Genomic DNA, 25,927 nt, shown 5'->3' on the forward strand with positions numbered 1-25,927 from the left:
CTTTTGTTATTTCATTCTGCCAAAAAGATTAAGCAAAATTGATAATACCACACTTATAATAATACAAGTGACAACCGGGAAGAAAAACGTGACATTTCCTTTTTTTACAAAAATATCTCCCGGCATCTTGCCGACAAAATACAAAACTGCTCCGATAATAAGCAAAACAGCACCAAGAATCATAATGATCTTAGGAAATTCAGTCATATCGGGGAGCCTCCATTTGGAAATGATGATAAACGGCCGGTGTCACGATCCTTCCACGCGGCGTTCTTTGTATAAATCCAATTTGCAGCAGATATGGTTCATATACGTCTTCAATCGTATGCGATTCCTCGCCGATGGTAGCTGAAATCGTATCAAGGCCTACTGGGCCGCCGTTGAATTTTTCGATCATGCCCATCAGCAGCTTATGATCAATATGATCCAAACCGAGGCGGTCAACCTGAAGCCGCTCCAGCGCATTCTGAGAAATGTCTTCCGTAATCCTGCTGTCACCCAGCACTTGGGCGAAATCGCGCACCCTTCTCAGCAGGCGGTTCGCCACGCGGGGCGTCCCTCTCGATCTTCTTGCAATTTCAAGAGCCGACGGTTTATCAATCTCAACCTCGAATACATCAGCGGTTCTTGTGACAATATCCGCCAGTTCTTCTTGTGTATAGTACTCAAGGCGAGACATGACGCCGAATCTGTCTCTTAAAGGAGCCGTCAAAAGCCCCACCCTCGTCGTGGCTCCTACCAGCGTAAAAGGCGGAAGGTCGAGCCGAACCGAGCGGGCAGATGGGCCTTTGCCAATCACAATGTCCAGGCAAAAGTCTTCCATTGCAGGATAAAGCACCTCTTCGATCGATCTGTGCAGCCTATGTATTTCATCAATAAATAATACATCTCCCGGTTCCAGCGCCGTTAATATAGCAGCCAAATCACCAGGCCTTTCAATCGCAGGCCCTGATGTCGTCCGCAATTCCACTCCCATTTCATTAGCAACAATCGAAGCAAGCGTTGTTTTTCCGAGTCCGGGCGGCCCGTACAGAAGAACATGATCCAGCGTCTCCTGTCTCATTTTCGCCGCATCTATAAACACGCGCAAATTTTCTTTTACCTTATGCTGCCCGATATACTGTGCCAGATTTTGCGGCCTCAGGCTTTGCTCTATCACTGATTCATGGTTGTCTGCTTCACTTGAGACGAGCCGTTCATCCATGAACATCACCTTACTTTAATAGTTTTTGTAATGCTTTTTTCACATATTGGTCTGTTGTCAGCCCAATTTCTTCTTTAAGGTGAGGAAGCACCTTTTTGATTTCTTTTTCAGCATATCCGAGAACCCTGAGGGCTTCAAGTGCTTCTTCAAGAGCCGTTTCCGCTGTTTGCTTTTCAAGCCTTTCTTCATGATTAAACAGATTTTCAATCATTTCAGGCACAACATCTGCCAGCTTTCCTTTTAAATCTAAAATAATCTGGCGTGCGGTTTTCTTTCCTACTCCAGGAAACTTGACCAAAAAAGCTTCATCTTCATTTTCAATTGCTTGGATGACCGCTCCGGGATCACCCGAGCCCAAGATGGCAAGTGCTCCTTTCGGGCCAATTCCGGTCACGTTTAACAGCTTTGTAAAGAGCGCCTTCTCCTCTCTTGTTGAAAAACCGTAAAGCGAAAAAGCATCCTCTCTGATATGATGGTATGTAAAAATCGTTTCCTGGCTTCTCTCCTTATATATAAACGGATTCGGCGTGAAAATCTGATAGCCGATGCCGCCGTTCTCTATGACAATATATTGGGGAGATACATAATCAATCGTCCCTTTAACAAATTCAATCACGCAAATTCACCTCTTTGACTGTTCTTCATTGTACCATAAAAACAGCCAAAGTCTTATAGAAAAGTTAACATATGTTCGCTTCTCTCTCATTCTTTCACGAAAAAAAAGACATGAATACATGTCTTCAATCAGCGGACGTTACCCGCTGTATGTCTTCATATGTTCGATGACATCCTCAAACTCCGCTTTTGTCCGAAATGGAATGCCTTTCAGCAGATTTTTTTGCATATGGCTTTCCAGCCTTTCTAAATCAATTTGAAAAAAAGACTGAATTGGTTCGGAAGCTGGCTCAGGCCGCCCATGAAAAGTGGAAATCACTCCATTATCCGATACACCGATATACCCGTTGACCTTGCTGAGCGGAGATATATCGTCCATTTGCTTCCGGAAGAGCACATATCCCTTTTTTTGTTCCACAAGCGTCCATCCGGCATAAGCTGCCCAAAAATCATCCATAGAAAACACTTTTTCATGCCTATGCTCAATGCTGACATCGCCGTCCAAATACACCTTTTCAAGCTGCACATGCACCTGCAGCGGCTCATAGTGCTCCACTTCCGCGCCAAGTGCGCGGGAAGGAGCTCCTATTAAAAATACTGCCGCTGAGCAAAGAATGCCCAGCAAAAGATACGCCGTGCTGAATCGTTTCACCCTCTACACCTCTTTGCACACGTTTATGATTAGTTTGACCAAAGAGGCTACTGCTTAACCGTTTTATCAAAATTTGTCTGCACATTTTCCCTGACAAACCGTTCCTCCGTATACACATCTGTGCTTTGCTCAGAAATTGTCAAGAATCGCGTCAGAAAGGCACTGAAAAAATACAATGCCGCAAAGATCCAAATCACGCCGCCTGCACCGAGCGGCCCAATGAAAAGACTCACGATGCCCGGCGCGATAAACGCACATAAACCAGATCCCAAATTCAACACTGACATGGCAGCACCTTTATTATCAGGTGCAAGCGTCGGCAAAAGCGCGCTTAATGGAACGTACCCTGCTAAAGCCGCGCCGTAGCAGCAGGCGATAATCATGAGCACCCAATACTGATGCCCGATCAGCTGAGGCGTGTAATACAGCGCCAGCGTAAAAATACCGCATCCGACACCGCCAAACCACATGACCGTATTGCGCCAGCCAAGTTTATCTCCGACTGCACCGAAAATGATATTAAACACAATATTCACAAAAAACAGCGTCCCCCATATTTGCAGCCATTCCGAAACCGAATACCCGTATCGTGCTAAATAAGTAGGAAGAAAGATGGCAAATCCAAATTGTCCTATCGCATTAATCGTCTTGACCACTCCGCCGATGCCTACCTTAGGGTTTTCAAACATAATCGTAAATGCCTTCGACAGTTCTTTCCATTTCGGCTGATCTTGTTTTTGTATCGGAGTAAATTTATCTTTGTTAAAAAATAAGGCAAGAATTCCGCCTGCCGCCACAAACAGTAAAGCGCTCCAAAGCGTATTGATTTCTCCAAAGGCCGGAACTGCATAGCTGGAATAGAACGGGCCCAGCACGTTAAGGCCGCACGTAAACATAAACCAAAACCAGCCGACGGCTTTGCCGAGAATATTTTGAGAGGTGCTGTATGACACCCATACGAGAAAAGAGTATGCAAACAGCGGATATCCCAAGCCTCTAAGAGCATAGCTGCCCAAGAGAGCCGGATAATACATATGAGGAATCGCCCAGCCGATAAAAGCGGCCGAACCGAGGATAAATGCAAGCAATCCGACAGTCATCGTTTTTCTCGGCCCCCAAGTTTGGACAAACGTTCCTGAAAGCCAAGCTGAGATGGTGACAGCAATGCCGTACATGGTAAATAACGATGCGGATTGCTGCATACTGAGACCATGATCAACGAGAAAAGGAGACAGCCAGCCTTGTTCGAGGCCGTCTCCAACCATAAAGATGACAACGCCAATATAACCCCAAACCATGTGAGAAGGAATTCCGATTTTGTTCAAAACATTTCCTTTAGCATGTACTGTATTCATTTTCTCCACCGCCTACTTAAAGTATCAATGGAGTATATACCCAAGCTTGCTGAATTGTAATCCTGTTAGATTAAAAAGCGATTTTTTCAGTGTGCTCAATGCTGACAGGCATGCCAAAAGCAAGCGATTGCTGTGCTGCTCTGGCGATCCTTCCGGCCTGTAAACCGTCATTGCCGGTGCAGGGAGTCTCCTGGTTTGTGCCGATCGCTTCTGCAAAACGGAGAATCTCCTCCTCATATGAATCCTTATAGCGTTCAAGGAAAAAGAAATGCGGTTTATCCTTCATCACAAAATCAGCTGTTGACACCTCAACCGTTGTCGGCCTGCTATTGTCAGCCGCTGCAGAGCCTTTCGTCCCGAAAACCTCAACCCGCTGGTCATATCCGTACACAGCTTGGCGGCTGTTATCAATCACAGCCATGGCACCGTTTTCAAAAGTCAGTGTAATAACAGCTGTATCAATATCACCCAGCTCCGCAAAAGAAGGATTCACCAAAGCTGCCCCTTTGGCATACACTTCCGTCACTTCGCTTCCCATAATATATCTGGCCATATCAAAATCATGGATCGACATATCCATAAACAATCCGCCTGACGTACGGACATAATCTATATTCGGGGGTTCTGGGTCCCGGGACGTGATTTTTAATAAATGAGGTGTACCGATTTCACCATTTTCAACAATCGTTTTGATTTTCTTAAAATGAGGATCAAAGCGGCGGTTAAATCCGACTTGAAGTGTTACACCGTGTTTCCGGACAGCCGCAAGCGCTTCACTCGTTTCGTCCAGAGAGAAACTAACGGGCTTCTCACAAAATATATGCTTTTTCGCCTCGGCTGCTTCTTTGATCATCTGTGCATGTACGGCTGTAGGAGAGCAAATAAAAATAGCATCAATATCAGGATCATGTAATAAATCACGATAATCAGAGGTTATGTATTCAATCTGATGACTGTCGGCCCAGCTTTTTATACGGCTTGCCTGAATGTCAGAGACTGCTTTTATTTTCATGTGAGGAATCCGGCTTATATTTTGAACATGAAGTTTGCCGATGCGGCCTGCACCGATAATCCCTGTCACAATCTGTTTTGTCATGGCTTCTTCCCCCTTGATCATTCACGAAAGCGCTTTATTTAAAATTAATACTATCCCATTTGTAAGCGCTTTTCAAGAATGGAAATTAAACGTTCTATGTCTCTTTTATCACAATTCATGCTTATAAGTAGCCTTCTTCTTCAAGACCAGATACACTAGAATTAGGCTCTTTTTCCTGAACAGTTTATGATTTTCCTATAAACAGCTGCATAAAATAGAGCAAAGAAGGTGAATGAAATGCTGACAAAAGCAGAGGCACTGGCCCATTCCGTCATATACCGCAAGAACAGCAGATTTGATAAAGTCAAAGAGAAATCCGAGGAATTAACACTAATCGGCAAGGGAAGAAGCGCCTATGTGTTTGCCTTAACAGAAGGCCGTCGAAAAATGGCGCTGAAAGTATTTTTTCCGGAATATCAAGCGACAGCAGTCAAAGAAGCAGCGATCTATGAAAAATTAGCCGGGTCCGCATTCTATCCTGACATTTACGAAACTGGCGATTCATTTATTCTCATGGAATATATTAAAGGTGAAACCTTTTATAACTGTCTGAAGAAAGGCATTGCAATCAGTGATGACATGATTCAGCAGGTTGAAGAAGCACTTTCTGACGCCCGGGCTGCCGGCCTGAACCCGTCAGATATCCATTTACGGAATCTGATTCTGACAGAAACCGGAGCAGTGCGGGTGATTGATGTTGCGAGATTTGAACAGACAAAAACGTGCACGCAGTGGAATGATTTAAAATCAGCGTATCATGCACTCTACAAAAAACCGATATTCCCCAAAAAGATTCCGGGTTTTTGGCTGGAGATCATCGCATTTTTATATAAGAAAGATTGGTTTCAAAAGCATTTCGCACAGCGGAAAAGAAAATATTCTTAAATCAAAAAGGCAGCCGCACAAGCGGCTGCCTTTATCATGTATTTTTTACTTTCTGACGGCAGAAATCAGTTTCATTTGTTCAGGCGACAGCTTAATTCGATAGCCTCTCACAGTTAAGTAGACCGCTTCTGGGTCCTTCTCGCCGGAATGACAATACGTTTTTTCCATTTCTGTCTCCCCTCACCCTTTATTGGCTTTATTTCATCTTATCATTGCTTTATTAAGGTAATTTTAAAGAAATGTAAAGATCATATGAATCCGATATATAGTAAAATGAGAGAAAAAAAGGGAGAGAGTCACATTAAGACACGCAGCAACATCCCGCTTATTATGTTTGCCCTGCTGGTCTTCTTCGGCGGCGCCATCTATTGGATGTTATTTTCACTAAAAAACGTTCCGAAAGGCAATCTCGTCCAATCGGTTGAATCGCCGGACGGCAGCTATACGTTAAACACTTATGTATCCGAAAACACCTTGAGCTTAGATGCAGCCAGAGGTGAACTTGTAAATGAAAAAACACTTGTCAAGAGAACAATCTACTGGAATTACCCGGACAGCCGCCCAGCAGTGACGTGGGTCAATCACAATACAGTGAAAATCGGCAATCAGACTTTACATCTTGATACTGATGAAACATATGATTGGCGAAAAGATGATCATTGGATCCGTGAAGAACCGCCGCAGGCGTCAGTGAGGTGATGAAACATGAATAAGATGAACGGAACAAATGATGAAAAGCATTTCAATCATTTTGTGATTGCTTTATCCTTTATATACGGTTTGACTGAACTAGGCTATTTGTTGCTGAAGGATTTTATAACAATTGCCATAAGTTTACCTCTGTAGAAAAACGCAGCGTAGTCGATACGCCGCGTTTTTTCTTTTTCCCTTCCTCTTCTTATTGATAATTACAGGTCATATAATGTGACAAATCGATTGTAGAAATAGTTCGATTAGACCAAAATCCTTTTTATACATGTATTCGAATTTGAAGTGAGGGGGAAGCTTGATGGCAGATTTTGTTGCTAGTTTGAATGCGGTCTTATGGAGTACGCCCGTCATTTATATTTTATTGGGAATTGGATTCGTCTTTTCAATTATGACCCGTTTTTTACAAGTCCGACATTTAAAAGAAATGATTGTTCAGATGTTCAAAGGCAAGAGCTCTGAAGCCGGCGTTTCATCTTTCCAAGCGTTATCGATTGCGCTGTCCGGCCGTGTGGGCACAGGAAACATCGCGGGAGTGGCGACAGCAATTGCATTCGGCGGACCCGGTGCGGTGTTCTGGATGTGGGCGATTGCCTTTATCGGGGCGGCGAGTGCCTTTGTAGAATCAACACTTGCTCAAATTTACAAAGTGAAACAAGACGGTCAATATCGGGGCGGCCCTGCTTATTATATAGAAAAAGGCTTAGGCATTAAGTGGTTTGCCGTCTTATTTGCCGCTGCTGCCCTTATTGCGATGGCCTTTCTAATGCCAGGCGTACAGTCCAACTCCATTGCGGCTGGGATCCAAAATGCATTCGGCATCTCTCCTTTCGTCACAGGGTGCGGTCTGGTTTTATTATTAGGGTTTATTATTTTTGGCGGCGTCAAACGAATTGCCAGTGCGGCGCAAATGATTGTTCCATTTATGGCCATTGGATATATCCTGCTGTCTTTGATTATTATTGTCATGAATGTGTCTGAATTACCTGCTGTGCTCTCATTAATATTCAAAAGCGCCTTTGCATTGGATTCCGCTTTTGGCGGCTTGATCGGCATGGCGATTTCCTGGGGCGTTAAACGTGGCATTTACTCAAACGAAGCCGGCCAGGGAACAGGCCCGCATCCAGCAGCTGCTGCAGAAGTTTCTCATCCGGTCAAGCAGGGACTGGTTCAGGCATTTTCTGTTTATATTGACACCTTGTTTGTATGTTCCGCTACAGCTTTCATGATCTTGTTTACCGGCATGTACAATACCCAGGCTGCAGATGGTTCCTTTATCGTTCACCAGCTTAAAGGCGTAGAAGCAGGACCTGGTTTCACACAAGCGGCAATTGACAGTGTTCTTCCCGGATTCGGTGCAGGCTTTGTTGCCATCGCTTTATTCTTCTTCGCTTTTACAACAATTATGGCGTATTACTACATCGCAGAAACAAATATCGCCTATTTAGCACGAGGCAGAGAAAGCAAATGGGCGATGCTTGGCTTAAAACTGATTATTTTAGCCGCCACATTCTATGGTACTGTGAAAACAGCTTCGCTTGCTTGGGCATTAGGGGATGCAGGGCTTGGCATTATGGTATGGCTGAACGTCATTGCCATTGTGCTGCTGGCCAAACCGGCGCTTCTTGCTTTAAAGGATTATGAGCGCCAAAAAAAGCAGGGCTTAGACCCGGTCTTTGATCCAAAAGCGCTGGGTATCAAAAACGCTGATTTCTGGGAGAAAGAATACACTCATGAAAGTGAACGTGTCTCCTGAACATACTAAAACCGGCCCGATATGACCTCGTGCCGGTTTTTTATGAACGATAGTTTATATACACTTCTTGAACATCATCGTCATCTTCAAGGACGTCTATTAATGTTTCCAGCTTCTCAACAGCCTGATCATCGGCATCTGCATAGGTATTGGGAAGCATGGTCACCTCCGCCGAAGAAATTGGATATTTCGATTCGAGGGCTGTTTTCACCTCTTCAAAATGCTCAGGCTCTGTGAAAACCTCATATAGGTCTTCTTCAATTCGCAGCTCTTCTCCTCCTGCTTCAAGCACATCAAGCATGAGCTCATCTTCTTCTATTTGCCGTTCAGTGCGGTCTATCGTAATGAAACCCTTCCGTTCAAATAAAAAGGCTACACATCCGCTTTCTCCCAGACTTCCGCCATTTTTATTAAAGGCTGTCCGCACATTTGACGCCGTTCGGTTTTTATTATCTGTTACGCATTCAACCATGACGGCAATCCCTGAAGGGCCGTAGCCTTCATAGGTGATTTCTTCATAACTGCTTCCATCTTGGCCTCCCGCAGCTTTTTTAATGGCCCGATCTATATTTTCATTCGGCATATTGGCGCCTTTTGCTTTTTCGATGACAAGACGCAATGCTGAATTAGCTTCTGGATCCGCTCCGCCTTCTTTCGCTGCCACATAGATTTCTTTTGCCAGCTTCATAAATATTTTCCCGCGTTTTGCATCCTGTGCATTTTTTCTTTTTTGAATGTTTTTCCACTTGGAATGGCCTGCCATGTTTTCACCTTCTTTTACATTTTCTATGTACACTTTAATGGGAATTGTTCGCTGATGCAAAGAAAAAGGCTGCCGAATATCACTTCCGGCAGCCCTTCCTTCCTAGCGGTTGTTCATTTTATGAAGTTTTCTGAAGAGCCCTTTATCTGTTGATACTTGAACGTCACGGCCATTTGCATAGTTGCGCGCTGCTTTTACGACATTATCTCTGTCAGACTTTGTGAACTCTCTGTGGCTTTTGACTGCGATAACTACTCGGTCATCCGATACCATAACTTGTGTGTCATTGATGTTTTTCACTTGTTTCACACGGTTGGCAATTTTTGCAGCCAGTCTTCTGTTTTCTTGGTTGTCATACCCGTTGTTCGCTGCATTCCGATTCATGTTTCGGTTATTCGTGTTGTTATATGTTCCGTCAGTTGCTAAAGGAACACGATCGTCAGCAGTAACACGGTCACGGTTATTTACATTCGTGGTGTTTCGGTTACCGTCGTTCTGATCCTCCATTAATTCAGAAACAGGACCATCGTGGTCGATTCCGTCTCCCTGTCTATCGGCGTCATTTTCATTTGTATAATATCCGATTGGACGGGTATTGCCGTTATTGCGCGTATCATTCATAGCATTATCGTTTGCTCCGCATGCTGTTAAGCCGGCTGTCATTAGAATCAAGCTAGCGATCGTCATTTTTTTACCCAATGGAAAAACCCCCCGTGGACGAATTGAGCATGTTTGCTCGCTTTTATCATGTGCGTATGGGGGGCATGTTAAGCGTGTCAGTTCTCTCCATTTGGCAGTGATCTGCTTGAAAACAAAAAAAGGAACGATTTACATCGTTCCGAACGATCACTCATTTTCTTCTTCCGGCCGGCCAAACATTTGGTTTACAGAAGGCTGATTCGTCATTGGCATAGAAACTCCTGCCGAATATGGGTTTGGATTTGGGTTAGCTGTGCCATATGGCATATTAGGGCTTCCATAAGCCCCCATTCCCGAATGGCCAGGCGCAGAGAAATATGGCTGATGATCACCGTCACAGCCGCAGTCGTCATGATCTTTGTATGGCATGTAACCATGAGCCGCAGCAGGCTGGTATGCTCCCATTACTTGGGGAGTGCCGTAATAAGGGCCATACGGCATATGTCCATACGGAGATCCATAAGCCGGAGATGCGTATTGCGGCGCACCGTATGAACCGTAATGTCCGTGATGGGTGTTTTCATGATGCTGGTTTTCATAACCCGGGTCATACTGAGGCGATACAAAGCCTGGCTGGTATCCATGCATCGGATGCATTGGAAAAGCCTGTGCCGGATAGTACGGATAGCATAATCCTGATCCTGGAAGAATTGGCGAAACAGGCACCGGACACGGTACGAAATGAGCCGGATAATGATAATAAGGCTGAACAGCCGGCATCGGCATATTCGGAACTGTGTGATGAACGTTTTCCTCTTCTACACCGCCTACCTCTGGCGCCTTTGGCATATTAGGCATATTCGGATAATTAGCATTTTCCATATTACTCATAGCCTCCTGTTGTGGAAATTGGTCTTGCATATGATACATATGATCCATATTTCCGTCATGATGTTTTTTTGGCTCCTCCGGTTTAGGAGGCGACCAAGGCTGGAAAAGCTGTTTCATATCATAATAATCGTTCACATCAGCTTCAGGGTACACATTTTCCTGCAAATTAGGCATCGGCGGGACATACGGCATGGACTTCTTTTCTTTCGGCTTTGTGTCTTCTACATCGACAACGGATTTAGGCTTCTCTTTCGCATATGGATGTTCTTGCTTCACACTCCCGGCCGCAGGACTTTTGCCCGCTTTTGGCTCTTTTCTGACCGGGACTCCTTCTGACGGCACTTTTATTTTCATTCCAGGCATGATTAAGTCTGGATTGCTAAGCTGTGTATTGAGTTTTTTCACTTCCTCAACATCGACTCCGTACTTTTCAGCTATTTTCCAGAGCGAATCGCCTTTTTGAACGATATGGATTTTCAACGTTTTCCCCTCCTATGCAAAACGTGAACAGTTCAGCTGTGATTACAATATGTTTCTTCACAACATATGCCTGAACAAAAGAAGTTATGAGTAAAGGAAGGGAAAATATTTCTGATCTACGTGATCGAAAGCATTCGATTCAGGGCAAGGAGTGCATCTTCCTGAATGGCTTTTGGCACCTTGATGACGCCTGAAGGTTCTCCTTTTTCAATTTGTTCCAGCGACCACAACAAATGCGGCAAATCAATTCGGTTCATTGTCAGGCAAGGGCACATGTCAGGGTTGAGTGATTCGATTTGTTTATCTGGATGCTCGTGAATGATCCGCTGAACAAGATTCATTTCTGTCCCGATTGCCCACTTGCTTCCCGCCGGAGCCTGGTTGATTGTGTCGATAATATATTTCGTTGATCCGTTATCATCGCTTAGTGTCACGACTTCGTGTGAACATTCCGGGTGCACAATGATCTGAATGTCGGGGTCTCGCTCTCTCATATCATGGATATTTTTAGTGGTGAATTTCTCGTGAACAGAGCAATGCCCTTTCCACAAAATCACTTTCACATTCGTATGCCCGGATTCAGCTACTAATTCATCTTTCATCGGATCCCACACAGCCATATCTTCAAGCGCAATGCCCAGATCATAAGCCGTATTTCTCCCTAAATGCTGATCAGGCAAAAATAAAATTCTTTTTTTCTGTGTAAACGCCCATTCAAGCACTTTTTTCGCATTCGAAGAAGTTACAGTTGCTCCGCCATGCTTTCCGACGAATGCCTTGATCTCCGCAGTGGAGTTCACATAAGTTAAAGGTATGATCGTATCTCCAAATATATGCTGAAGCTTCTTCCATGCCCTATTGGTCTGCTGCATGTCAGCCATGTCAGCCATAGAACATCCAGCTCTCATATCTGGCAGGACGACCGTTTGCTGCTCGCTTGTCAGCATATCGGCGGTTTCTGCCATAAAGTGAACGCCGCAAAATACGATATAATCCGCTTCTTTGTTTTTTTCCGCTACTTGGGCCAATTGCAGGGAGTCGCCTGTTTGGTCAGCAAATTGTATCACTTCATCCTTTTGATAATGATGGCCTGGTATAAAGAGCCTGCTGCCGAACTTTTTCTTAATGGCGGCAACGCGCGTTTCCATATCCTTTCTCGATAGTTCTTTATAACTTTCGGGCATCATATCATTCGATTGTTTGATCACATCAAGAATTGACATAACAGCATTCCTCCACAGATTCATTTGATAACGTAACATCCATGCTGATATCTAAACTTTTGACGGAATGAGTCAGAAATCCTAATGAAATATAATTCACACCCGTCCCTTTAAAAGCAGGCAAAGATTCTAACGTAATCCCGCCAGAGGCTTCAGTTTTTATATTAGCCGGTGTGAGCTTTGCAAAATGACGGACCGTATCAGGCGGACAGTTGTCAAACATAATAACATCCGCTCCAGCTGCAATTGCTTCCCGCAGCTGTTCCTCCGTTTCAATTTCCACCTCGATATTTACCATGTGCCCTGCGGCCTGACGGGCTTTTTTGCACGCCTCTAAAATAGAGCCGCATGCTGCGATATGATTATCTTTAATCATGATGCCGTCATACAAACCGAATCGATGATTATACCCGCCGCCGGCTCTGACAGCATATTTCTCCAGCATTCTGAGCCCCGGTGTTGTTTTTCTCGTGTCACAAATTTTAATCTGTTCATCATCCAGACACCGAACAGCCTCTCTTGTCATTGTCGCAATTCCTGACAGCCTCTGAATAAGATTTAATACGACCCGCTCTCCTGAAAGGAGCGCAGCTGCGGGACCGTGTAACTCGGCAATCACTTCACCTTTATGCAACATGTCCCCATCTTTTTTGTGTAAAATGATTTGAACATTTTCGTCCAATAACGAAAAGCCTTCTTTTATGATCGCTGCTCCTGCAAAAATACCCTCTGACTTTGCAACAATCTCCGCTTCACAGCTCTGTTCTCCAAAAATAGACTGCGATGTAAGATCCCCTGTCCCAATATCCTCAAGAAAAAAGTGATTCAGTAATTTTTTCAGCTGTAAATGATTCATTGTTCCAAATCCCCTCGTTTTTTCTGATCTTCGTTCCTTTTTTTGTATGGACAATTTGTCTTCCTTGCCAGCTCACCTCAGCATGAGGAAAATCGGTGCGGAAGTGAGCCCCTCTGCTTTCCTCCCGCAAAAGCGCAGAAAACGTCATCAGCTTTGCAGTTTGCCATAGATGAGAAAGTTCCATCTGCCGAATTGTGATATCCTTCACATTTACTTCCTGAAAAGGCAGCGTATGAAGCCAGATGCTAAGCTCAATCAAACTGCTTTGTTCCCGCAGAATAGACATGTGGCTTGTCATTTTGCTTTGCAGTTCATGCCCCTCTATATCCGGCACCTCGTAGAAGACACTGGTTTCTAGCCCTGATTGATATTGCCTGTTATAAACCGGTTTTTGGATAATATGCTCTGCTGCCCTTTTTCCAAATACCAGCGCTTCCAATAAAGAATTGCTTGCAAGCCGGTTTGCTCCATGTAAACCGGAGCATGCTGTCTCGCCAATCGCATAAAGCCCCGGCACTGTCGTTTCTCCCCAGCGATTAACTGAAACACCTCCCATTAAGAAATGCATTCCCGGAGCAACAGGAATTTTTCCGCTGTGGATATCAATCCCTGCTTTTTCACAAATAGCGGTGATGGTAGGGAAACGCGTTTCAAAATCAGAAATCGCACTGAAGTCTATATAAACGCGATTTCCTTTTGCCATTTCTTCGTGAATAACCCGTGAGACAATATCTCTTGGAGCCAGGTCACCTAAAGGATGCCGTTCAGCCATAATCCTGCGGCCGTTTTCGTCTACTAAACATCCGCCTTCCCCTCTGACAGCTTCTGAAACAAGCCCGTAGGAAACACCATTTTTCACAAGCAGTGTCGGGTGAAACTGAGTAAACTCCAAATCCGTTAATTCCGCCCCGGCCCGGTAAGCCAGAGAAAGACCGTCACCTGTGACAGTGAGATCATTCGTATGGTGAAGAAACAGGTTTCCACAGCCGCCGGCAGCCAGCACAACTTCGTCTGCGTGCCTTACCTTGAGCCGCCCTTTGCTGTCTTTTGTCATGACGCCGATACATCGTCCGTCCTCTATAAGCAAATCTGCTGCCGTTTCATTCTCGATTAACTTGATTTTGCTGTTGATCCGTTTGAGCAAATAATCGATAAGCAGCCTGCCTGTTGCGTCTCCGCCTGCATGAAATATGCGGTTGTATGAGTGGGCCCCTTCTCTTCCAAGACAAACACCGCCTCGCTCATTGCGGTCGAATGGAAATCCACGCTCCAATAGGCTTTGAACCATCATTTTTCCATCATGTAATACGTCTGCTACAATAGCTAGATTATTATGGCCGCACCCTGCGTATAACGTATCCTCCAGATGGGCTTCAATCGAGTCATCTTTTGCATAGGCCGCAGCAATCCCGCCTTGTGCATAGACAGAATTGCTGTTTTTGACGCTTTTTTTTGTGATAACAGTCACTTCGTATGAGGGCGGGAAAGCTGCAGCTAAGGAAAGTGCCGCCGCCCCTGAACCGATGACTGCAATCGTCTTTTTAGACATATGTCATCCTCCTGTTGTTTACACCTGTCTTGACACCTATATTTACACAAGGATAAAATAAACTCAAGAGTTTTTTATGGAGAACGGATGGGGGAAGACCGGATGATTTATTTAGATTATGCAGCGACAACGCCTATTTGTGAGGAAGCCCTTACTGTATATCAGAAGCTTAGTATGGATATGTACGGAAATGCCAGCAGCCTGCATGATGCAGGAGGAAAAGCAAAGCACATACTGGAGTACTGCCGTGAAAAAATCGCCAACATCATTGGCGGAGAAGCAAGCGGCATCTATTTTACAAGCGGCGGCACTGAATCCAATTTTCTGGCCATTCAATCATTGCTAAACGGCCTGCCAAAAACGAAAAGACATTTTATTACGACTGCCATGGAGCATCAGTCCATTCACAATTGCGCTGCTTTTTTGGAACAGCAGGGATATGATGTAACAGTCATTGAACCGAATGAATACGGGCTTATTACCGAGGAAATATTACTAGCCCATATCCGGCCGGAAACAGGCCTTGTATCTATTCAGCATGCAAATTCTGAAACCGGGATCATTCAGCCCATTCACCGCCTGTCTTCATACCTGCACAATAAGGGCATTCTTCTTCATTGCGACGCTGTTCAAACGTTTGGAAAGATCCCGATCAATACAAAAAATCTGGGAGTAGATGCACTCTCAATGTCCAGCCATAAAATCCACGGTCCAAAAGGAGTAGGGGCGGTCTATATCCGTCCGGATGTCCCTTGGAAACCCGTTTATCCTCTGACTACTCACGAATACGGATTCAGAGCCGGCACCGTAAATGTTCCCGGGATCGGTGCCTTCACTGCCGCTGCAGAATTGATCGTAAGCGAAATGGAAAAACAGATATCCCGCAATGAGGCATTAAGAACATACTTTCTAGACCAAATCCGTATTCGGTCTCTCCCTGTAACCCTTGCGGCAGACACTTCGCAAGCAGAATGTCTTCCGCATATTATAGGGTGTTTTTTTCACTCATTTGAAGGACAATATGTTATGTTAGAATGTAATCGGAGTAATATTTGCATTTCAACCGGCAGCGCTTGTTCTGCAGGTTACCACGGTCCGTCTGAAACAATGAAAGCATTAAGAAAAACCGAACAAGAAGCTCTGCAATTTATCCGCATCTCTTTTGGCAGGCATACAACAGCTGAACAGCTGGAACAGTTATTACATACGTTTACAGTGCTTTGGGAACAAAAGAAAGGAGAATTTGATATTGACCGAAGAATTAAAGCTAATGGGCGCCAACAGGCGTGACCAGCTTCTTCTGTGGCTGAAGGAATCTAAATCACCGCTGACAGGAGGAGAACTCGCAAAAAAAGCGAACGTTTCAAGACAGGTTATTGTACAGGATATATCGCTCTTGAAAGCGAAAAATGTACCGATTATCGCCACAAGCCAAGGATATGTATACATGGATGCAGCCGCTCAGCAGCACCAGCAGGCAGAAAGAATCATAGCATGTCTGCACGGTCCTGAACGGACAGAAGAGGAACTGCAGCTCATCGTCGACGAAGGCGTTACAGTAAAAGACGTAAAAATCGAGCATCCCGTGTATGGAGATTTAACTGCAGCCATCCAAGTAGGCACCCGGAAGGAAGTTAGCCATTTCATTAAAAAAATCAATTCTACGAATGCTGCCTACTTATCACAGCTGACCGACGGCGTGCACCTGCATACACTGACAGCACCTGATGAACATCGCATCGATCAAGCTTGCCAAGCCCTCGAAGAAGCCGGCATTTTAATTAAAGACTAAAAAAAGCCCTCTAGAGGGCTTTTTTATAATTGGTAAGACTGGTATGCACCCAGGAGCTTCACTTTGCAGCCGAGCGCTTCAAGCTCCTGCATGGCCCCTGGAATCAATACATCATCAAACGCTTTTTCAATATCAATAATAAAGAAATAATGGCCTAATCCGGTTTTAGTCGGACGTGACTCAATTTTTGACAAGTTTAAATTTCTCCAAGAAAATGCAGACAGCACTCTATGCAGCGCCCCGGACTGATCATCCTGCGGCAGCATGACCATTAAGGTCGTTTTGGGCCTAGAACTCAATTTTGAATTCACTTCAAAAGATATGTTTTCATCAGGAGACAGGATAACAAATCTTGTATGATTGTCCCTATAATCCTGTATATCCCGTTTCACGATTTTTAATTCGTATGTAGAAGCTGCCATATCATTGGCAATGACCCCGATATTCAGCTCGGGATGGTCACTGACAAACTTTGCTGCCGCCCCGGTAGAATTGGCGTATTCATATGGAACGGAAGGAAAATGTCGATGAAGAAATTTATGGCATTGCGCAATCGCGTGTGAATGTGAGTAAATTTTGTCGAGCTCTTTCCATGCATTCTCTCTAGAGGGATGGACGAGCAAGTGCTGATGAATCGGCAACGTCATTTCACCCACGATTGGCAAGGGCTGTTCATGTATTAAATAGTCTATTGTTAGATTAACAGATCCTTCTAATGCATTTTCCAAAGGAACAAAAGCAAAATCAACTTCGCCTGCAACGGCTGCATCTATACACTCCGGAATGGTGCGGTAAGCAACATGTTCGGCGCCGTTTTGAAAACAAGAACTGACTGCTAGATGTGTAAATGTAGCTGCTGGACCTAAATAACCGACTTTCATGACGATTTTCTCTCCCTTATGCACCTGAACCTAATATTTCAACCTTTTCTACAAAATCAAACTTCCTGAGCTTATTCATTAATGTATGAATGTCTTCTTCCATTGCCGACGTACTGATAGACAGTGTCACATTTGCTCTGCCTTGAAGCGGAATGGTCTGGTGAATGGAAAGAACGTTGCTTCCAGAATCAGCTACCGCCTGAAGAAGCTGAGATAACGCACCTGACCTATCCTCCAAATGAAAGAAAAGTGTGATAATTTGTTCTTTTACCATGGTGTAGAATGGAAAAACAGCATCCCTGTATTTATAAAACGCACTTCTGCTTAAATCGACCTTTTGAACGGCATCTGCTACTGAATCTGCTTTTTTTCGATCAAGCAGCTTTTTGACTTCTAATGTTTTTCTCATTGCATCGGGCAATACATCTTCACGGACAAGATAAAATGTCTCCTCTTTCATTTGCATCCCCCCTTTAAAATAGAGAGCCTGGCACCAGGCTCTCTTTTCAGCCAACATTCATTAATCAATAAATTCAAATTCAAATTCCAGAAGCCTGATTATATCTCCATCCTTGGCTCCGCGTTCTCTGAGTGCTTCATCAACACCCATTCCGCGCATCTGTCTTGCAAACCGTTTAACCGATTCATCACGTGAGAAATCAGTCATCTTGAATAACCGCTCAAGGCTGTCTCCTGAAAGCACAAATACACCGTCTGGATCGCGTGTAATGTTAAATGGCACTTCTTCATTTTCCATCGTGTACATGACACGGTTTTGTGTAAGCTCTTCCTCGTCATACAGCGGGAATTCCGGTGTGTTCTCAAGCTGATTGGCAACCTCAAACAGAAGCTCACGCAGACCTTCTCTTGTCACCGCACTGATCGGGAATACCGGATAATCATCCGTCAGCTTTTCTTTAAAGGCTTCGAGATTTTCCGCAGCCTCCGGCATGTCCATTTTATTTGCAACGATAATTTGCGGACGCTCAGTGAGACGCAGATTGTACTCGCTCAGCTCCTGGTTAATCGTAAGATAATCATCATATGGATCACGGCCTTCTAAGCCTGACATGTCAATGACATGAACAATAACCCTCGTCCGTTCAATATGGCGCAAAAACTGGTGGCCCAGTCCGACGCCTTGGTGTGCGCCTTCAATCAGCCCCGGCAAATCAGCCATGACAAAGCTGCGTCCGTCATCCGTTTCAACCATGCCGAGATTCGGGACAAGCGTTGTAAAGTGATAGTCCGCAATTTTCGGTTTTGCAGATGAGACAACAGACAGCAAAGTAGATTTTCCCACACTTGGGAACCCGACAAGTCCGACATCTGCAAGCACTTTTAATTCAAGAACAATGTAGCGTTCTTTTCCCGGCTCGCCGTTTTCTGAAAGCTGAGGCGCGGGATTAGCCGGTGTAGCAAAGCGGCTATTCCCTCTTCCTCCTCTTCCGCCTCTTGCAATGACAGCCCGCTGTCCGTGCTCTGTTAAATCAGCGATGACCTGTTTTGTATCATCGTCTGTCACAACGGTGCCCGGCGGAACTTTAATGACCATATCATCAGCATTTCGCCCGTGCTGGTTTTTGGACATGCCATGCTCGCCGCGAATCGCTTTAAAGTGTTTTTTGTATCTAAAATCCATCAGGGTGCGGAGACCTTCATCTACTTCAAAAACGACGTCTCCTCCCTTTCCTCCGTCACCGCCGGCAGGGCCGCCTTTCGGCACATATTTTTCACGGCGAAACGCAACCATACCGTTGCCGCCGTCGCCGCCTTTTACATATACTTTGACCTGATCTACAAACATAATGTCCTCCGTTCTAAACCGTTAAAAACTCCGCTAGTCCAACCCAATCTCAATCAGACATTCGTGACTCGTGATTTCAAAACGCATGATATCAACGTCCTCATATCCATTCTGCCGAATATCATCAAAAGCAGATGGATCGGCAAAGGCGCCGTGAAAATCAAGGTACAGAATCAGCTGTCTGTCAGGATGATCCGTTTGAAGCGAAACCGTTAAATGATTTTCACTCTCTCTGCTGACTGCTTGATCAAACAGATGAAACAGCTTTCTCATCAGTTTCGCCAGCTTTTGATCATAAGCCGACAAATCCTTAATTTCTCCGAGAACTTCATATTCAAGCGTCATATAATGGGTTTTCCAATTAAACGTAAGAAAATCAAACGCCAAATGCGGTGTTTTCAGGTTTGAGAGCTTTGATTCGTGCTTTGCGTCTATAACCATTTCTTCAATCATTTCAAAGACGCGGTCATACTTCTGCAAGCTTAAGTTTCCTTTAATCAGCTGCAGCTTATTCATCCAATCATGCCGGGAATGGCCAAGCAGATGAATCAGTTCGTTTGTTAATGCCGTGTCGCTTATATTTTCTTCTTGATTTTTTGAAACATCCTTCATTTTCGCACTCCCAATCATTTAATTTCTTATTTAGGAGTCTGTATAAGTGTGTATTATGAATTATAACAGAGAAGGCTTTGTTAGAAAAACAATTGTTTTTCCCAGAAATATCATGTTCCTTTTTTCTGGCTTTGGTTGATTTGCAGCCAGGCAGAACATTTTATGTATTACTGCTTGGGGAACATATCCAGTGGGTTTGAGATGTTTATTCTCATTCTTGGCGGGGTCTGCTCGCACATACTCTGCATTTCATTCTAGGTGTTTACTCCGCATATTGCAAAAAAAACTCCAGTCATCATCGACCGGAGTTTTTTGAATCATTATTGAGCTACAGGATATACGCTCACTTTTTTGCGGTCACGGCCGAAACGTTCGAATTTAACAGTTCCGTCGATTTTCGCAAATAGAGTGTCATCTCCGCCGCGGCCCACGTTTTCACCTGGGTAAATTTTTGTTCCGCGTTGACGGTAAAGGATAGAACCGCCTGTTACGAATTGACCGTCAGCACGTTTAGCACCTAAACGTTTAGCCTCAGAGTCACGTCCGTTCTTTGTAGAACCTACTCCTTTTTTAGAAGCGAAAAACTGAAGATCTAATCTAAGCATGTAGCTCACCTCCTATATTATGTTTGTGGTCACACGCAAGTTGTCTTTGTAATCCCGTTCGATTGTCTCCAGCGAAACAATCATGCCTTCAATCAGCAGCTGAGCTTTTTGGCGTGCCTCTGGATCAAGAGATTCAGGGAATTCAAAATAAAAATAACCCCCGTCCTCCCCTATATCAAGAAGCGGCTCGAAGCCCGCGAGCACAATGACCGCGTTAACGGCTCCAAACACAACGGCTGTCACTCCGGCACAAACAAGATCTTGTCCATGTTCAGCAAAATTCGCATGGCCCGTCATTTCAAAAGACAATATGCCTTTATCATGAGACCTTCTGATTGTTGCCTGAATCATGCTTACGCGTTGATTTTTTCGATCGTCACTTTAGTGTAAGGCTGACGATGACCTTGTTTTTTATGAACGTTTTTCTTTGGTTTGTATCTGAAAACAGTGATTTTTTTCGCGCGGCCTTGTTTTTCAACTTTAGCCGTTACTGTTGCGCCTTCAACTGTAGGGTTGCCGACTTTCACGTTGTCTCCGCCAACAAACAAAACGTCTTCAAAAGTAACTGTTTCACCTGCTTCAGCAGCAAGTTTTTCGATGTAAACAGTTTGGCCTTCTTCAACTTTGATTTGTTTACCGCCTGTTTTAATGATTGCGTACATTCTCTGCACCTCCTATTAGACTAAGACTCGCCAGATACCAGGGGGCTGTAAAAGCTCTTAACACCTGTACTGAGCGGTTGTAGCAATGGTGCTACATCCATAACATTAAAAAATATACCAAAATACAAGGCGTTTGTCAATCAGTTTTAGTAGGGCAGAAGCAGTTCCTCCATGGAAGAATTCGTCCGCTTATCGGCAAAGTAAGCGTGCAGCACTTCATTCTCGTCAAGCTGGCTAAGCTTTTGGCCTGATTTTTCTATAATAATCGGATGCTTACAGCCACGTTTGAACTCGGCCATCACATGATAGACTTTATCCTCCGCCTTTACTGTCAGCGGCAGAAGTTTCTCAAGCTCCCTGTTTTTTCCGTAATACCTTTCGAGGAGAAATCTCACATGGATATAGTGCCTTTGCCGATATTCCTCAAACAAGGAAACAGCCAGAAAGACAAACAAAACCCATGCGCTGATTTGCAGAGGAATCACGAATAAAACCCAGCACCCGAGCAGCAGGCAGAAGCAGAGCGACGTTTTTAGATTAAGCCGGTGAGCCTTTTGAAAAGGCAGCTGTTTGGAAAACAACAAAAATAACAGTTTTCCTCCATCCAGCGGCCAGATCGGCAGTAAATTGACAAATAAGATAGAAAGATTATAAAAGGTGAAGAGTTCAAAGGTATGCTGATGAATCACTGAGACTTCTGCAAGCATCCAGGCGGCAAACTGAAGCCAGATGTGCTGAAGAGGTCCGGCAATAATGACCGCAAACTCTTCCTTTAACGGCCGATTCCCGTGCTCTTCCACTTCGACCGTTCCGCCAAACGGCAGCAAAAAAACACGCTTGATTCTCCAAGAAAAAAACACAGCCAGAGCAGCATGCCCCAGCTCATGAATCAATACAATCAGGAGCAGACATAATAATGCTTTCATATGGCCTGTGAGCAAGCCCAGCGCCGCAATAATCCAAAGAAAAGGATGCACATGGATCTTTAAGATAAGGTCGAGCCATTTATTCAAATGAAATCACCTGAATCGGATCAATAAATTTATCGCCGTCTTTCATGGCAAAATAATAGACCCCTTTATTATGATCATCAAGCTTAATCGAACCGAGCTTTTTGCCTTTATCCACAAAATCATATAAAGCAACATCCACATCTTTGAGCTCGCCATAGATACTATAGGTGTTGTCAGCATGCTGCACCTTAACCGTCAGTCCCGTTTGGCTGTCTTTGCTGACTTCAACCACATAGCCTTCTTTTACGCTATCAATCTTATCACTGCTTGTTTCGACTTTAATTCCTTCCCCATTGTCCTGAAAATCCTGCTGTACTTTCCCGGATGCAGGCGCGATCAGATCTTTGCCTACTTCAATCTGCTGTTCCTTATTTTTGTGTTCAGGAGCCAGGAAAGCAAGCGGATTTCCGAATTTGGTTTCGAACCAATGGCTTGCTGAAGCAAATTGAAATTCAGTTTCAAAGGTTTTGGCTACGGCGGGTTTAATCTGACTGACGGGTCCAATGTTTGTTTTATAGGCTATAGCTGAAACGAGAACAAGGCAGGCCGACAGAAGACATTTCAGGATAATTGAATCTGTTTTCACCAATGGGTGTTTTCCGTTGAATGTTGGCATGTTATCTTCGTAGACCGGAAGTGTTCCATGCTTTTCCTGATCCGTTACCATCACCCAGGACGGGGGTTTCTGCTTTTCAGAAACTGTCTGAGTAGAGAAACGTTTTGAGCCGGAAAGCTGCTTTCTTCTTTTCTCTAATCGTTTTCTGATTTCATCTGCTCTGTGACTCATTGCCATCATCCTTTGCATTCGTTGGGTTTGTACATCATATGTCTTGTCCATGGCAAATATTCGGTTTAGTCAAGAACAAAGCAGGCAAAAACAAAAAAACCTGACACAGCATATGCTTTGTCAGATTCTTCTCTTTGATTCTATCACATTAAGATCTTACTCCGAAAAATGACTTAATCTTAGCCATCATTCCTTTGTTTTGCTCTTCAAGCACCTGTAAAGGAACAGATTCACCTAAGATGCGGCGGGCAATATTGCGATATGCAATGGAAGCGCGGTTTTTAGGGTCCATCGCAATCGGTTCACCATGGTTGGAAGCTTTAATGACTTCATCATCATCAGCCACGATTCCGAGCAAATCGATCGACAGATGCTGTACGATTTCGTCGATATCCATCGTGTCACCGTTTTTCATCAGGTGATTTCTGATTCTGTTTACAACGAGCCGCGGCGATTCAACATTTTCCTCTTGCTCCAGCAGCCCTATAATACGGTCAGCATCACGAACAGCTGAGATTTCAGGCGTAGTGACCACAATCGCTTTATCAGCTCCGGAAACGGCATTTTTGTACCCTTGCTCGATTCCGGCAGGACAGTCTATGATGACATAGTCAAATTCCTGTTTGAGCTCTTGGACCATGTTTTTAATTTGTTCAGGAGCAACAGCTGTCTTATCGCTCGTTTGAGCAGCGGGCATTAAATAGAGCAGATCATCGAAACGTTTGTCTTTTACGAGCGCCTGATGCATTTTGCATCTGCCCTCTACAACGTCTACCAGATCGTAAATAATTCTATTTTCAAGACCCATTACAACATCAAGGTTGCGCAGTCCTATATCAGTATCTACTAAGCATACGCGCTTCCCTAAAATGGCTAAGGCGGTACCGAGGTTCGCAGATGTTGTTGTCTTACCTACTCCGCCTTTTCCCGAAGTTATTACGATAGCCTCACCCAATTCACATTCCTCCCTCAAGCCTTGTTAGATCAGGTCTTAAATGAGCCAAATGTTGAAGGCGTTCAATGACCATATTTCCGTCTGTATCTAAATAAGCACATTCCATTTCGTTCCCTTTTTGAATGTGGTCTGGGGAGCGATTTAACACATGATTGATTCTTAATTGTGTCGGAAGCATTTCAGAGGCGGCGATGACCGCTTGATTATTTCCATTAAATCCGGCATGCGCGATTCCCTTCAGTGAGCCCAGAACAAAAATGTTCCCTCCGGCCTTGACTGTTCCGCCGGGATTCACGTCACCGATCAGGAGCAAGTCGCCTTTTACCTGCAGCACTTGGCCTGAACGGACAATTTTTGAAACAGAAATAATTTCGGCTTCCTCTCTTATCTGCTGTGCTTCTTTTTTAGTAATGACTTCACTGTCAATAGAATGAACAAACAAATCTTTCTTTGACGCAATCAATTCGGTTAGCTGTTCCTCTTGCTCCTTATATAAAAAGCGATTTCCCAGCTTAACATGAACGCTGATTTTCTGGCCTTTTCCATCGGTATATTGTTCAATTGACAGCATATTCTGAAGACCATCGAGAAGCTCATCAAAAGAACACGCATCATCCAGATGCAATGTTAGTCCATTCTTTGTTCCTTTTATTGTTACATATTGCTGCTTTTTGGTCTTCACAATATTCACCTCAACAACATACTCATTTCGTCAAAAAAAGATAAAATCCTTTTTACTCATCTCTCAATTCTTTCTTTAGACTCATAAAAAACAATCTAAATGGCAGAACAAGAATAAGAGCTGCTGCAATATTTAATAAAATTGTCGGTATAAATCGGTCAAGCACAAATCCGTTAAACGTCATAATGTCTTTATGAATCAAAGACTGAATGCCGAATACGTAAAATTCGAGCAGACAGACAGCCAGAACTGCTATCAATATCACTACAAATGCGTTTGTATGCAACACTTTAAACGCTTTTGAAGCCAAATAGCATAGCCCTGCAAAACCAAACATGTAAACGCCTAATAGACTTGTATAGTTCATGTCATATAGAAAACCAAAAATAAATCCGTAAATCATCGCGTGTTTTTGGTTGATAAAAGCCGACATGAATATCAATACAAGCATCAAAAAACGCGGGGCGAGCACTTGGTCATCTGTAACGAAAGGAAAATGCACCAAATCTGTAAAAATGCTTTCCGCAGAAAAAACAAGCATCATAACGAAAGGGAGAAGGAAACGTTTCACGATCCTTCCTCCTCTGTATCGACAGTCGGCACGTCACGGTTTACAACGATCACATTATTTAAATCTGTAAGGTCAGCCGCAGGTTTTACATAAGCAACCTTCGTCAGTCCATAGGAATCTGACTCGATATCAGTCACTTCACCGATTGTCAGCCCTTCTGGGAAAACACCGCCTGTCCCTGATGTTTCAATAAGATCGCCTTTTTTCACGTCTTGTTTATCCTTACGCTCAATAATTGTCATCTTAAGACGTTTTTTCTCTTTGTCATATCCTTCGATCAAGCCGTAGCCTTTGCTGCCTTTTTTTCCGGAAATTTTTGTCGCGACTCTGTTATTGCGGTCAGTATCGCTTAAAAGCTGAACAGTAGACGTAAAATTGTTAAGTCCGGAGCTTTTGATCTTGCCGATTAATGCGCCTTTTTCGTTTGTAACGGCCATATCTTTCGCTACGTTTTGCTGAGTCCCCTTGTTAATGGTGACCTGTTTGGCCCAATTATCAGGGCTTCTGGCGATGACCGTTGCTAAAATCGGCTTGTAATCTTTAATCGATTTGACATGGCCAAGCTCGTCACGCAAGGATTTGTTTTCTTCTTCAAGCTCTTGAAGCTTGGCTTCATATTGTGTCTGTCCGTCAAGTTTTTCTCTTAGACGCTCGTTTTCTTTGTATGTGTTTTTTAAATCATTGATGTTCTCAAATATTCCTGCAAAAAATTCGGCAGGCGTATGAAAAATATTTTGAAATACTCCCGTCGTATCGCCGATCACTTTCTCAGGCCAGGTGGTATTGCGGCCGCCCTTCAGCGAAAATCCAATCATAGCCACCAATATGATAATACACAGAAGTAATAGCATTAACCGCTTATTCGGCATCGTGTTACACCTCTTCTAT

Annotated in this window: 33 protein-coding genes and 1 other annotated feature; of the genes, 7 read left to right on the forward strand and 26 right to left on the reverse strand. The window is 44.1% G+C overall.

Going from position 1 to position 25,927, the window contains the following annotated elements; all coding sequences use genetic code 11:
* Positions 1 to 6: 6 nt before the first annotated feature.
* The 6 genes from MKY50_RS14080 to iolG all read right to left on the reverse strand — a co-directional run bounded on the left by MKY50_RS14080 (position 7) and on the right by iolG (position 4,922).
* The gene (locus MKY50_RS14080; RefSeq protein WP_341116854.1) at positions 7 to 207 is read right to left on the reverse strand and encodes a DUF2905 domain-containing protein; all 201 of its coding nucleotides are present in this window, start codon (positions 205 to 207) and stop codon (positions 7 to 9) included.
* Positions 200 to 1,204 (reverse strand): Holliday junction branch migration DNA helicase RuvB, encoded by a 1,005-nt coding sequence (ruvB, locus tag MKY50_RS14085; RefSeq protein ID WP_003229718.1) that lies wholly within the window; start codon positions 1,202 to 1,204, stop codon positions 200 to 202. Before ruvB ends, MKY50_RS14080 begins: the two co-directional genes overlap by 8 nt.
* A 10-nt stretch (positions 1,205 to 1,214) precedes the next feature.
* Complete coding sequence (gene ruvA, locus MKY50_RS14090; RefSeq protein WP_003229717.1) at positions 1,215 to 1,820, reverse strand: Holliday junction branch migration protein RuvA; 606 nt, start codon at positions 1,818 to 1,820, stop codon at positions 1,215 to 1,217.
* Between the two features lie 138 nt (positions 1,821 to 1,958).
* A complete protein-coding gene (bofC, locus tag MKY50_RS14095; RefSeq protein ID WP_014480438.1) occupies positions 1,959 to 2,471 on the reverse strand; it encodes a sporulation cell-cell signaling protein BofC in 513 nt (170 codons plus the stop codon).
* Between the two features lie 47 nt (positions 2,472 to 2,518).
* On the reverse strand, positions 2,519 to 3,826 hold the full coding sequence (locus tag MKY50_RS14100) for an MFS transporter (RefSeq protein ID WP_003246197.1): 1,308 nt from the start codon (positions 3,824 to 3,826) through the stop codon (positions 2,519 to 2,521).
* Positions 3,827 to 3,896: 70 nt separating this feature from the next.
* Positions 3,897 to 4,922 (reverse strand): inositol 2-dehydrogenase, encoded by a 1,026-nt coding sequence (iolG, locus tag MKY50_RS14105; RefSeq protein ID WP_032726305.1) that lies wholly within the window; start codon positions 4,920 to 4,922, stop codon positions 3,897 to 3,899.
* 237 nt (positions 4,923 to 5,159) lie between these two features.
* Between iolG and MKY50_RS14110 the strand changes: the two genes are divergently transcribed.
* Complete coding sequence (locus tag MKY50_RS14110; RefSeq protein ID WP_116316475.1) at positions 5,160 to 5,807, forward strand: phosphotransferase; 648 nt, start codon at positions 5,160 to 5,162, stop codon at positions 5,805 to 5,807.
* 45 nt (positions 5,808 to 5,852) lie between these two features.
* Here MKY50_RS14110 and MKY50_RS14115 read toward each other — a convergent pair whose 3' ends face one another.
* Positions 5,853 to 5,975 (reverse strand): hypothetical protein, encoded by a 123-nt coding sequence (locus MKY50_RS14115; RefSeq protein WP_003229707.1) that lies wholly within the window; start codon positions 5,973 to 5,975, stop codon positions 5,853 to 5,855.
* 162 nt (positions 5,976 to 6,137) lie between these two features.
* Between MKY50_RS14115 and MKY50_RS14125 the strand changes: the two genes are divergently transcribed.
* The 3 genes from MKY50_RS14125 (at position 6,138) to MKY50_RS14135 (ending at position 8,271) form a co-directional block, all read left to right on the forward strand.
* Positions 6,138 to 6,506, forward strand: coding sequence for a DUF5412 family protein (locus MKY50_RS14125; protein WP_021480229.1), 369 nt, complete (start codon positions 6,138 to 6,140; stop codon positions 6,504 to 6,506).
* 6 nt (positions 6,507 to 6,512) lie between these two features.
* Positions 6,513 to 6,653 (forward strand): hypothetical protein, encoded by a 141-nt coding sequence (locus MKY50_RS14130; protein ID WP_004398683.1) that lies wholly within the window; start codon positions 6,513 to 6,515, stop codon positions 6,651 to 6,653.
* Between the two features lie 163 nt (positions 6,654 to 6,816).
* On the forward strand, positions 6,817 to 8,271 hold the full coding sequence (locus MKY50_RS14135) for an alanine/glycine:cation symporter family protein (protein WP_220396671.1): 1,455 nt from the start codon (positions 6,817 to 6,819) through the stop codon (positions 8,269 to 8,271).
* Between the two features lie 40 nt (positions 8,272 to 8,311).
* Here the strand turns inward: MKY50_RS14135 and MKY50_RS14140 are convergent, their stop codons facing one another.
* The 6 genes from MKY50_RS14140 to nadB all read right to left on the reverse strand — a co-directional run bounded on the left by MKY50_RS14140 (position 8,312) and on the right by nadB (position 14,672).
* Positions 8,312 to 9,034, reverse strand: a complete 723-nt coding sequence (locus MKY50_RS14140; protein WP_305091014.1) for a YebC/PmpR family DNA-binding transcriptional regulator — start codon at positions 9,032 to 9,034, stop codon at positions 8,312 to 8,314.
* 102 nt (positions 9,035 to 9,136) lie between these two features.
* Entirely contained in the window at positions 9,137 to 9,733 is a 597-nt protein-coding gene (gene sgpA / locus MKY50_RS14145; protein WP_015714450.1) for a spore germination protein SgpA, read from the reverse strand.
* Between the two features lie 147 nt (positions 9,734 to 9,880).
* Positions 9,881 to 11,044 carry a spore coat assembly protein SafA gene (gene safA / locus MKY50_RS14150; RefSeq protein WP_015251553.1) on the reverse strand — a complete coding sequence of 388 codons (1,164 nt, stop codon included), beginning with the start codon at positions 11,042 to 11,044 and terminating at the stop codon, positions 9,881 to 9,883.
* Positions 11,045 to 11,160: 116 nt separating this feature from the next.
* Positions 11,161 to 12,267, reverse strand: coding sequence for a quinolinate synthase NadA (nadA, locus tag MKY50_RS14155; protein ID WP_003229691.1), 1,107 nt, complete (start codon positions 12,265 to 12,267; stop codon positions 11,161 to 11,163).
* Positions 12,254 to 13,123 carry a carboxylating nicotinate-nucleotide diphosphorylase gene (gene nadC / locus MKY50_RS14160; protein WP_033882942.1) on the reverse strand — a complete coding sequence of 290 codons (870 nt, stop codon included), beginning with the start codon at positions 13,121 to 13,123 and terminating at the stop codon, positions 12,254 to 12,256. The genes nadA and nadC overlap by 14 nt, the downstream gene beginning before the upstream one ends.
* The gene (nadB, locus tag MKY50_RS14165; RefSeq protein ID WP_003229687.1) at positions 13,077 to 14,672 is read right to left on the reverse strand and encodes an L-aspartate oxidase; all 1,596 of its coding nucleotides are present in this window, start codon (positions 14,670 to 14,672) and stop codon (positions 13,077 to 13,079) included. Before nadB ends, nadC begins: the two co-directional genes overlap by 47 nt.
* A 102-nt stretch (positions 14,673 to 14,774) precedes the next feature.
* Here nadB and nifS point away from each other — a divergent pair, with 102 nt between their 5' ends.
* Complete coding sequence (gene nifS / locus MKY50_RS14170) at positions 14,775 to 15,962, forward strand: cysteine desulfurase NifS (protein WP_029727121.1); 1,188 nt, start codon at positions 14,775 to 14,777, stop codon at positions 15,960 to 15,962.
* Positions 15,922 to 16,464: a transcription repressor NadR gene (locus MKY50_RS14175; RefSeq protein ID WP_004398582.1), complete on the forward strand. Its 543-nt coding sequence runs from the start codon at positions 15,922 to 15,924 to the stop codon at positions 16,462 to 16,464. The genes nifS and MKY50_RS14175 overlap by 41 nt, the downstream gene beginning before the upstream one ends.
* A gap of 23 nt (positions 16,465 to 16,487) precedes the next feature.
* Here MKY50_RS14175 and pheA read toward each other — a convergent pair whose 3' ends face one another.
* The 4 genes from pheA to spo0B are packed head-to-tail and all read right to left on the reverse strand — an operon-like array spanning position 16,488 to position 19,764.
* Positions 16,488 to 17,345, reverse strand: coding sequence for a prephenate dehydratase (pheA, locus tag MKY50_RS14180; protein ID WP_014477545.1), 858 nt, complete (start codon positions 17,343 to 17,345; stop codon positions 16,488 to 16,490).
* Between the two features lie 16 nt (positions 17,346 to 17,361).
* Entirely contained in the window at positions 17,362 to 17,805 is a 444-nt protein-coding gene (gene thrR, locus MKY50_RS14185; RefSeq protein ID WP_003222630.1) for a transcriptional regulator ThrR, read from the reverse strand.
* A 60-nt stretch (positions 17,806 to 17,865) separates the two neighbouring features.
* Positions 17,866 to 19,152: a GTPase ObgE gene (gene obgE / locus MKY50_RS14190; RefSeq protein ID WP_003246161.1), complete on the reverse strand. Its 1,287-nt coding sequence runs from the start codon at positions 19,150 to 19,152 to the stop codon at positions 17,866 to 17,868.
* 33 nt (positions 19,153 to 19,185) lie between these two features.
* Positions 19,186 to 19,764 carry a sporulation initiation phosphotransferase Sop0B gene (gene spo0B / locus MKY50_RS14195; RefSeq protein ID WP_004399131.1) on the reverse strand — a complete coding sequence of 193 codons (579 nt, stop codon included), beginning with the start codon at positions 19,762 to 19,764 and terminating at the stop codon, positions 19,186 to 19,188.
* 77 nt (positions 19,765 to 19,841) lie between these two features.
* On the opposite strand from spo0B, the gene MKY50_RS14200 reads away from it, so the two are divergent.
* The gene (locus MKY50_RS14200) at positions 19,842 to 19,964 is read left to right on the forward strand and encodes a hypothetical protein (protein ID WP_003229671.1); all 123 of its coding nucleotides are present in this window, start codon (positions 19,842 to 19,844) and stop codon (positions 19,962 to 19,964) included.
* A 120-nt stretch (positions 19,965 to 20,084) separates the two neighbouring features.
* Here the strand turns inward: MKY50_RS14200 and rpmA are convergent, their stop codons facing one another.
* The 9 genes from rpmA to mreC form a co-directional block, all read right to left on the reverse strand.
* Complete coding sequence (gene rpmA, locus MKY50_RS14205; RefSeq protein ID WP_003222623.1) at positions 20,085 to 20,369, reverse strand: 50S ribosomal protein L27; 285 nt, start codon at positions 20,367 to 20,369, stop codon at positions 20,085 to 20,087.
* Between the two features lie 12 nt (positions 20,370 to 20,381).
* On the reverse strand, positions 20,382 to 20,720 hold the full coding sequence (locus MKY50_RS14210) for a ribosomal-processing cysteine protease Prp (RefSeq protein ID WP_003229669.1): 339 nt from the start codon (positions 20,718 to 20,720) through the stop codon (positions 20,382 to 20,384).
* A 2-nt stretch (positions 20,721 to 20,722) separates the two neighbouring features.
* Positions 20,723 to 21,031, reverse strand: coding sequence for a 50S ribosomal protein L21 (gene rplU / locus MKY50_RS14215; protein ID WP_003229668.1), 309 nt, complete (start codon positions 21,029 to 21,031; stop codon positions 20,723 to 20,725).
* Between the two features lie 13 nt (positions 21,032 to 21,044).
* Positions 21,045 to 21,120, reverse strand: a sequence feature (ribosomal protein L21 leader region).
* A 57-nt stretch (positions 21,121 to 21,177) separates the two neighbouring features.
* Complete coding sequence (spoIVFB, locus tag MKY50_RS14220) at positions 21,178 to 22,044, reverse strand: stage IV sporulation intramembrane metalloprotease SpoIVFB (protein WP_004398649.1); 867 nt, start codon at positions 22,042 to 22,044, stop codon at positions 21,178 to 21,180.
* Positions 22,037 to 22,831 (reverse strand): stage IV sporulation protein SpoIVFA, encoded by a 795-nt coding sequence (spoIVFA, locus tag MKY50_RS14225; protein ID WP_004398684.1) that lies wholly within the window; start codon positions 22,829 to 22,831, stop codon positions 22,037 to 22,039. The genes spoIVFB and spoIVFA overlap by 8 nt, the downstream gene beginning before the upstream one ends.
* Positions 22,832 to 22,979: 148 nt before the next feature.
* Positions 22,980 to 23,786 (reverse strand): septum site-determining protein MinD, encoded by an 807-nt coding sequence (gene minD, locus MKY50_RS14230; protein ID WP_014664846.1) that lies wholly within the window; start codon positions 23,784 to 23,786, stop codon positions 22,980 to 22,982.
* 1 nt (position 23,787) lies between these two features.
* Entirely contained in the window at positions 23,788 to 24,468 is a 681-nt protein-coding gene (gene minC / locus MKY50_RS14235; RefSeq protein ID WP_029318187.1) for a septum site-determining protein MinC, read from the reverse strand.
* A gap of 52 nt (positions 24,469 to 24,520) precedes the next feature.
* The gene (gene mreD / locus MKY50_RS14240; RefSeq protein ID WP_004398811.1) at positions 24,521 to 25,039 is read right to left on the reverse strand and encodes a rod shape-determining protein MreD; all 519 of its coding nucleotides are present in this window, start codon (positions 25,037 to 25,039) and stop codon (positions 24,521 to 24,523) included.
* On the reverse strand, positions 25,036 to 25,908 hold the full coding sequence (gene mreC / locus MKY50_RS14245) for a rod shape-determining protein MreC (protein WP_003222609.1): 873 nt from the start codon (positions 25,906 to 25,908) through the stop codon (positions 25,036 to 25,038). The genes mreD and mreC overlap by 4 nt, the downstream gene beginning before the upstream one ends.
* Positions 25,909 to 25,927: the final 19 nt, after the last annotated feature.

It is taken from the genome of Bacillus sp. FSL R7-0685 (assembly GCF_038002425.1).
Lineage (GTDB): Bacteria > Bacillota > Bacilli > Bacillales > Bacillaceae > Bacillus > Bacillus subtilis.

Excerpts from the sequence above, each read along its gene's own strand:
- rplU (WP_003229668.1), bottom strand. The coding sequence starts at position 21,031 with ATGTACGCAATCATTAAAACAGGCGGTAAACAAATCAAAGTTGAAGAA.
- MKY50_RS14125 (WP_021480229.1), top strand. The coding sequence starts at position 6,138 with ATGTTTGCCCTGCTGGTCTTCTTCGGCGGCGCCATCTATTGGATGTTA.
- thrR (WP_003222630.1), bottom strand. The coding sequence starts at position 17,805 with ATGAAAGAGGAGACATTTTATCTTGTCCGTGAAGATGTATTGCCCGAT.
- pheA (WP_014477545.1), bottom strand. The coding sequence starts at position 17,345 with ATGAAAGTCGGTTATTTAGGTCCAGCAGCTACATTTACACATCTAGCA.
- MKY50_RS14130 (WP_004398683.1), top strand. The coding sequence starts at position 6,513 with ATGAATAAGATGAACGGAACAAATGATGAAAAGCATTTCAATCATTTT.
- nadB (WP_003229687.1), bottom strand. The coding sequence starts at position 14,672 with ATGTCTAAAAAGACGATTGCAGTCATCGGTTCAGGGGCGGCGGCACTT.
- MKY50_RS14135 (WP_220396671.1), top strand. The coding sequence starts at position 6,817 with ATGGCAGATTTTGTTGCTAGTTTGAATGCGGTCTTATGGAGTACGCCC.
- rpmA (WP_003222623.1), bottom strand. The coding sequence starts at position 20,369 with ATGCTTAGATTAGATCTTCAGTTTTTCGCTTCTAAAAAAGGAGTAGGT.
- nifS (WP_029727121.1), top strand. The coding sequence starts at position 14,775 with ATGATTTATTTAGATTATGCAGCGACAACGCCTATTTGTGAGGAAGCC.
- MKY50_RS14115 (WP_003229707.1), bottom strand. The coding sequence starts at position 5,975 with ATGGAAAAAACGTATTGTCATTCCGGCGAGAAGGACCCAGAAGCGGTC.
- MKY50_RS14110 (WP_116316475.1), top strand. The coding sequence starts at position 5,160 with ATGCTGACAAAAGCAGAGGCACTGGCCCATTCCGTCATATACCGCAAG.
- MKY50_RS14080 (WP_341116854.1), bottom strand. The coding sequence starts at position 207 with ATGACTGAATTTCCTAAGATCATTATGATTCTTGGTGCTGTTTTGCTT.
- ruvB (WP_003229718.1), bottom strand. The coding sequence starts at position 1,204 with ATGGATGAACGGCTCGTCTCAAGTGAAGCAGACAACCATGAATCAGTG.
- nadC (WP_033882942.1), bottom strand. The coding sequence starts at position 13,123 with ATGAATCATTTACAGCTGAAAAAATTACTGAATCACTTTTTTCTTGAG.
- MKY50_RS14140 (WP_305091014.1), bottom strand. The coding sequence starts at position 9,034 with ATGGCAGGCCATTCCAAGTGGAAAAACATTCAAAAAAGAAAAAATGCA.
- MKY50_RS14210 (WP_003229669.1), bottom strand. The coding sequence starts at position 20,720 with ATGATTCAGGCAACAATCAGAAGGTCTCATGATAAAGGCATATTGTCT.
- mreC (WP_003222609.1), bottom strand. The coding sequence starts at position 25,908 with ATGCCGAATAAGCGGTTAATGCTATTACTTCTGTGTATTATCATATTG.
- spoIVFA (WP_004398684.1), bottom strand. The coding sequence starts at position 22,831 with ATGAGTCACAGAGCAGATGAAATCAGAAAACGATTAGAGAAAAGAAGA.
- nadA (WP_003229691.1), bottom strand. The coding sequence starts at position 12,267 with ATGTCAATTCTTGATGTGATCAAACAATCGAATGATATGATGCCCGAA.
- obgE (WP_003246161.1), bottom strand. The coding sequence starts at position 19,152 with ATGTTTGTAGATCAGGTCAAAGTATATGTAAAAGGCGGCGACGGCGGC.
- spo0B (WP_004399131.1), bottom strand. The coding sequence starts at position 19,764 with ATGAAGGATGTTTCAAAAAATCAAGAAGAAAATATAAGCGACACGGCA.
- MKY50_RS14100 (WP_003246197.1), bottom strand. The coding sequence starts at position 3,826 with ATGAATACAGTACATGCTAAAGGAAATGTTTTGAACAAAATCGGAATT.
- iolG (WP_032726305.1), bottom strand. The coding sequence starts at position 4,922 with ATGACAAAACAGATTGTGACAGGGATTATCGGTGCAGGCCGCATCGGC.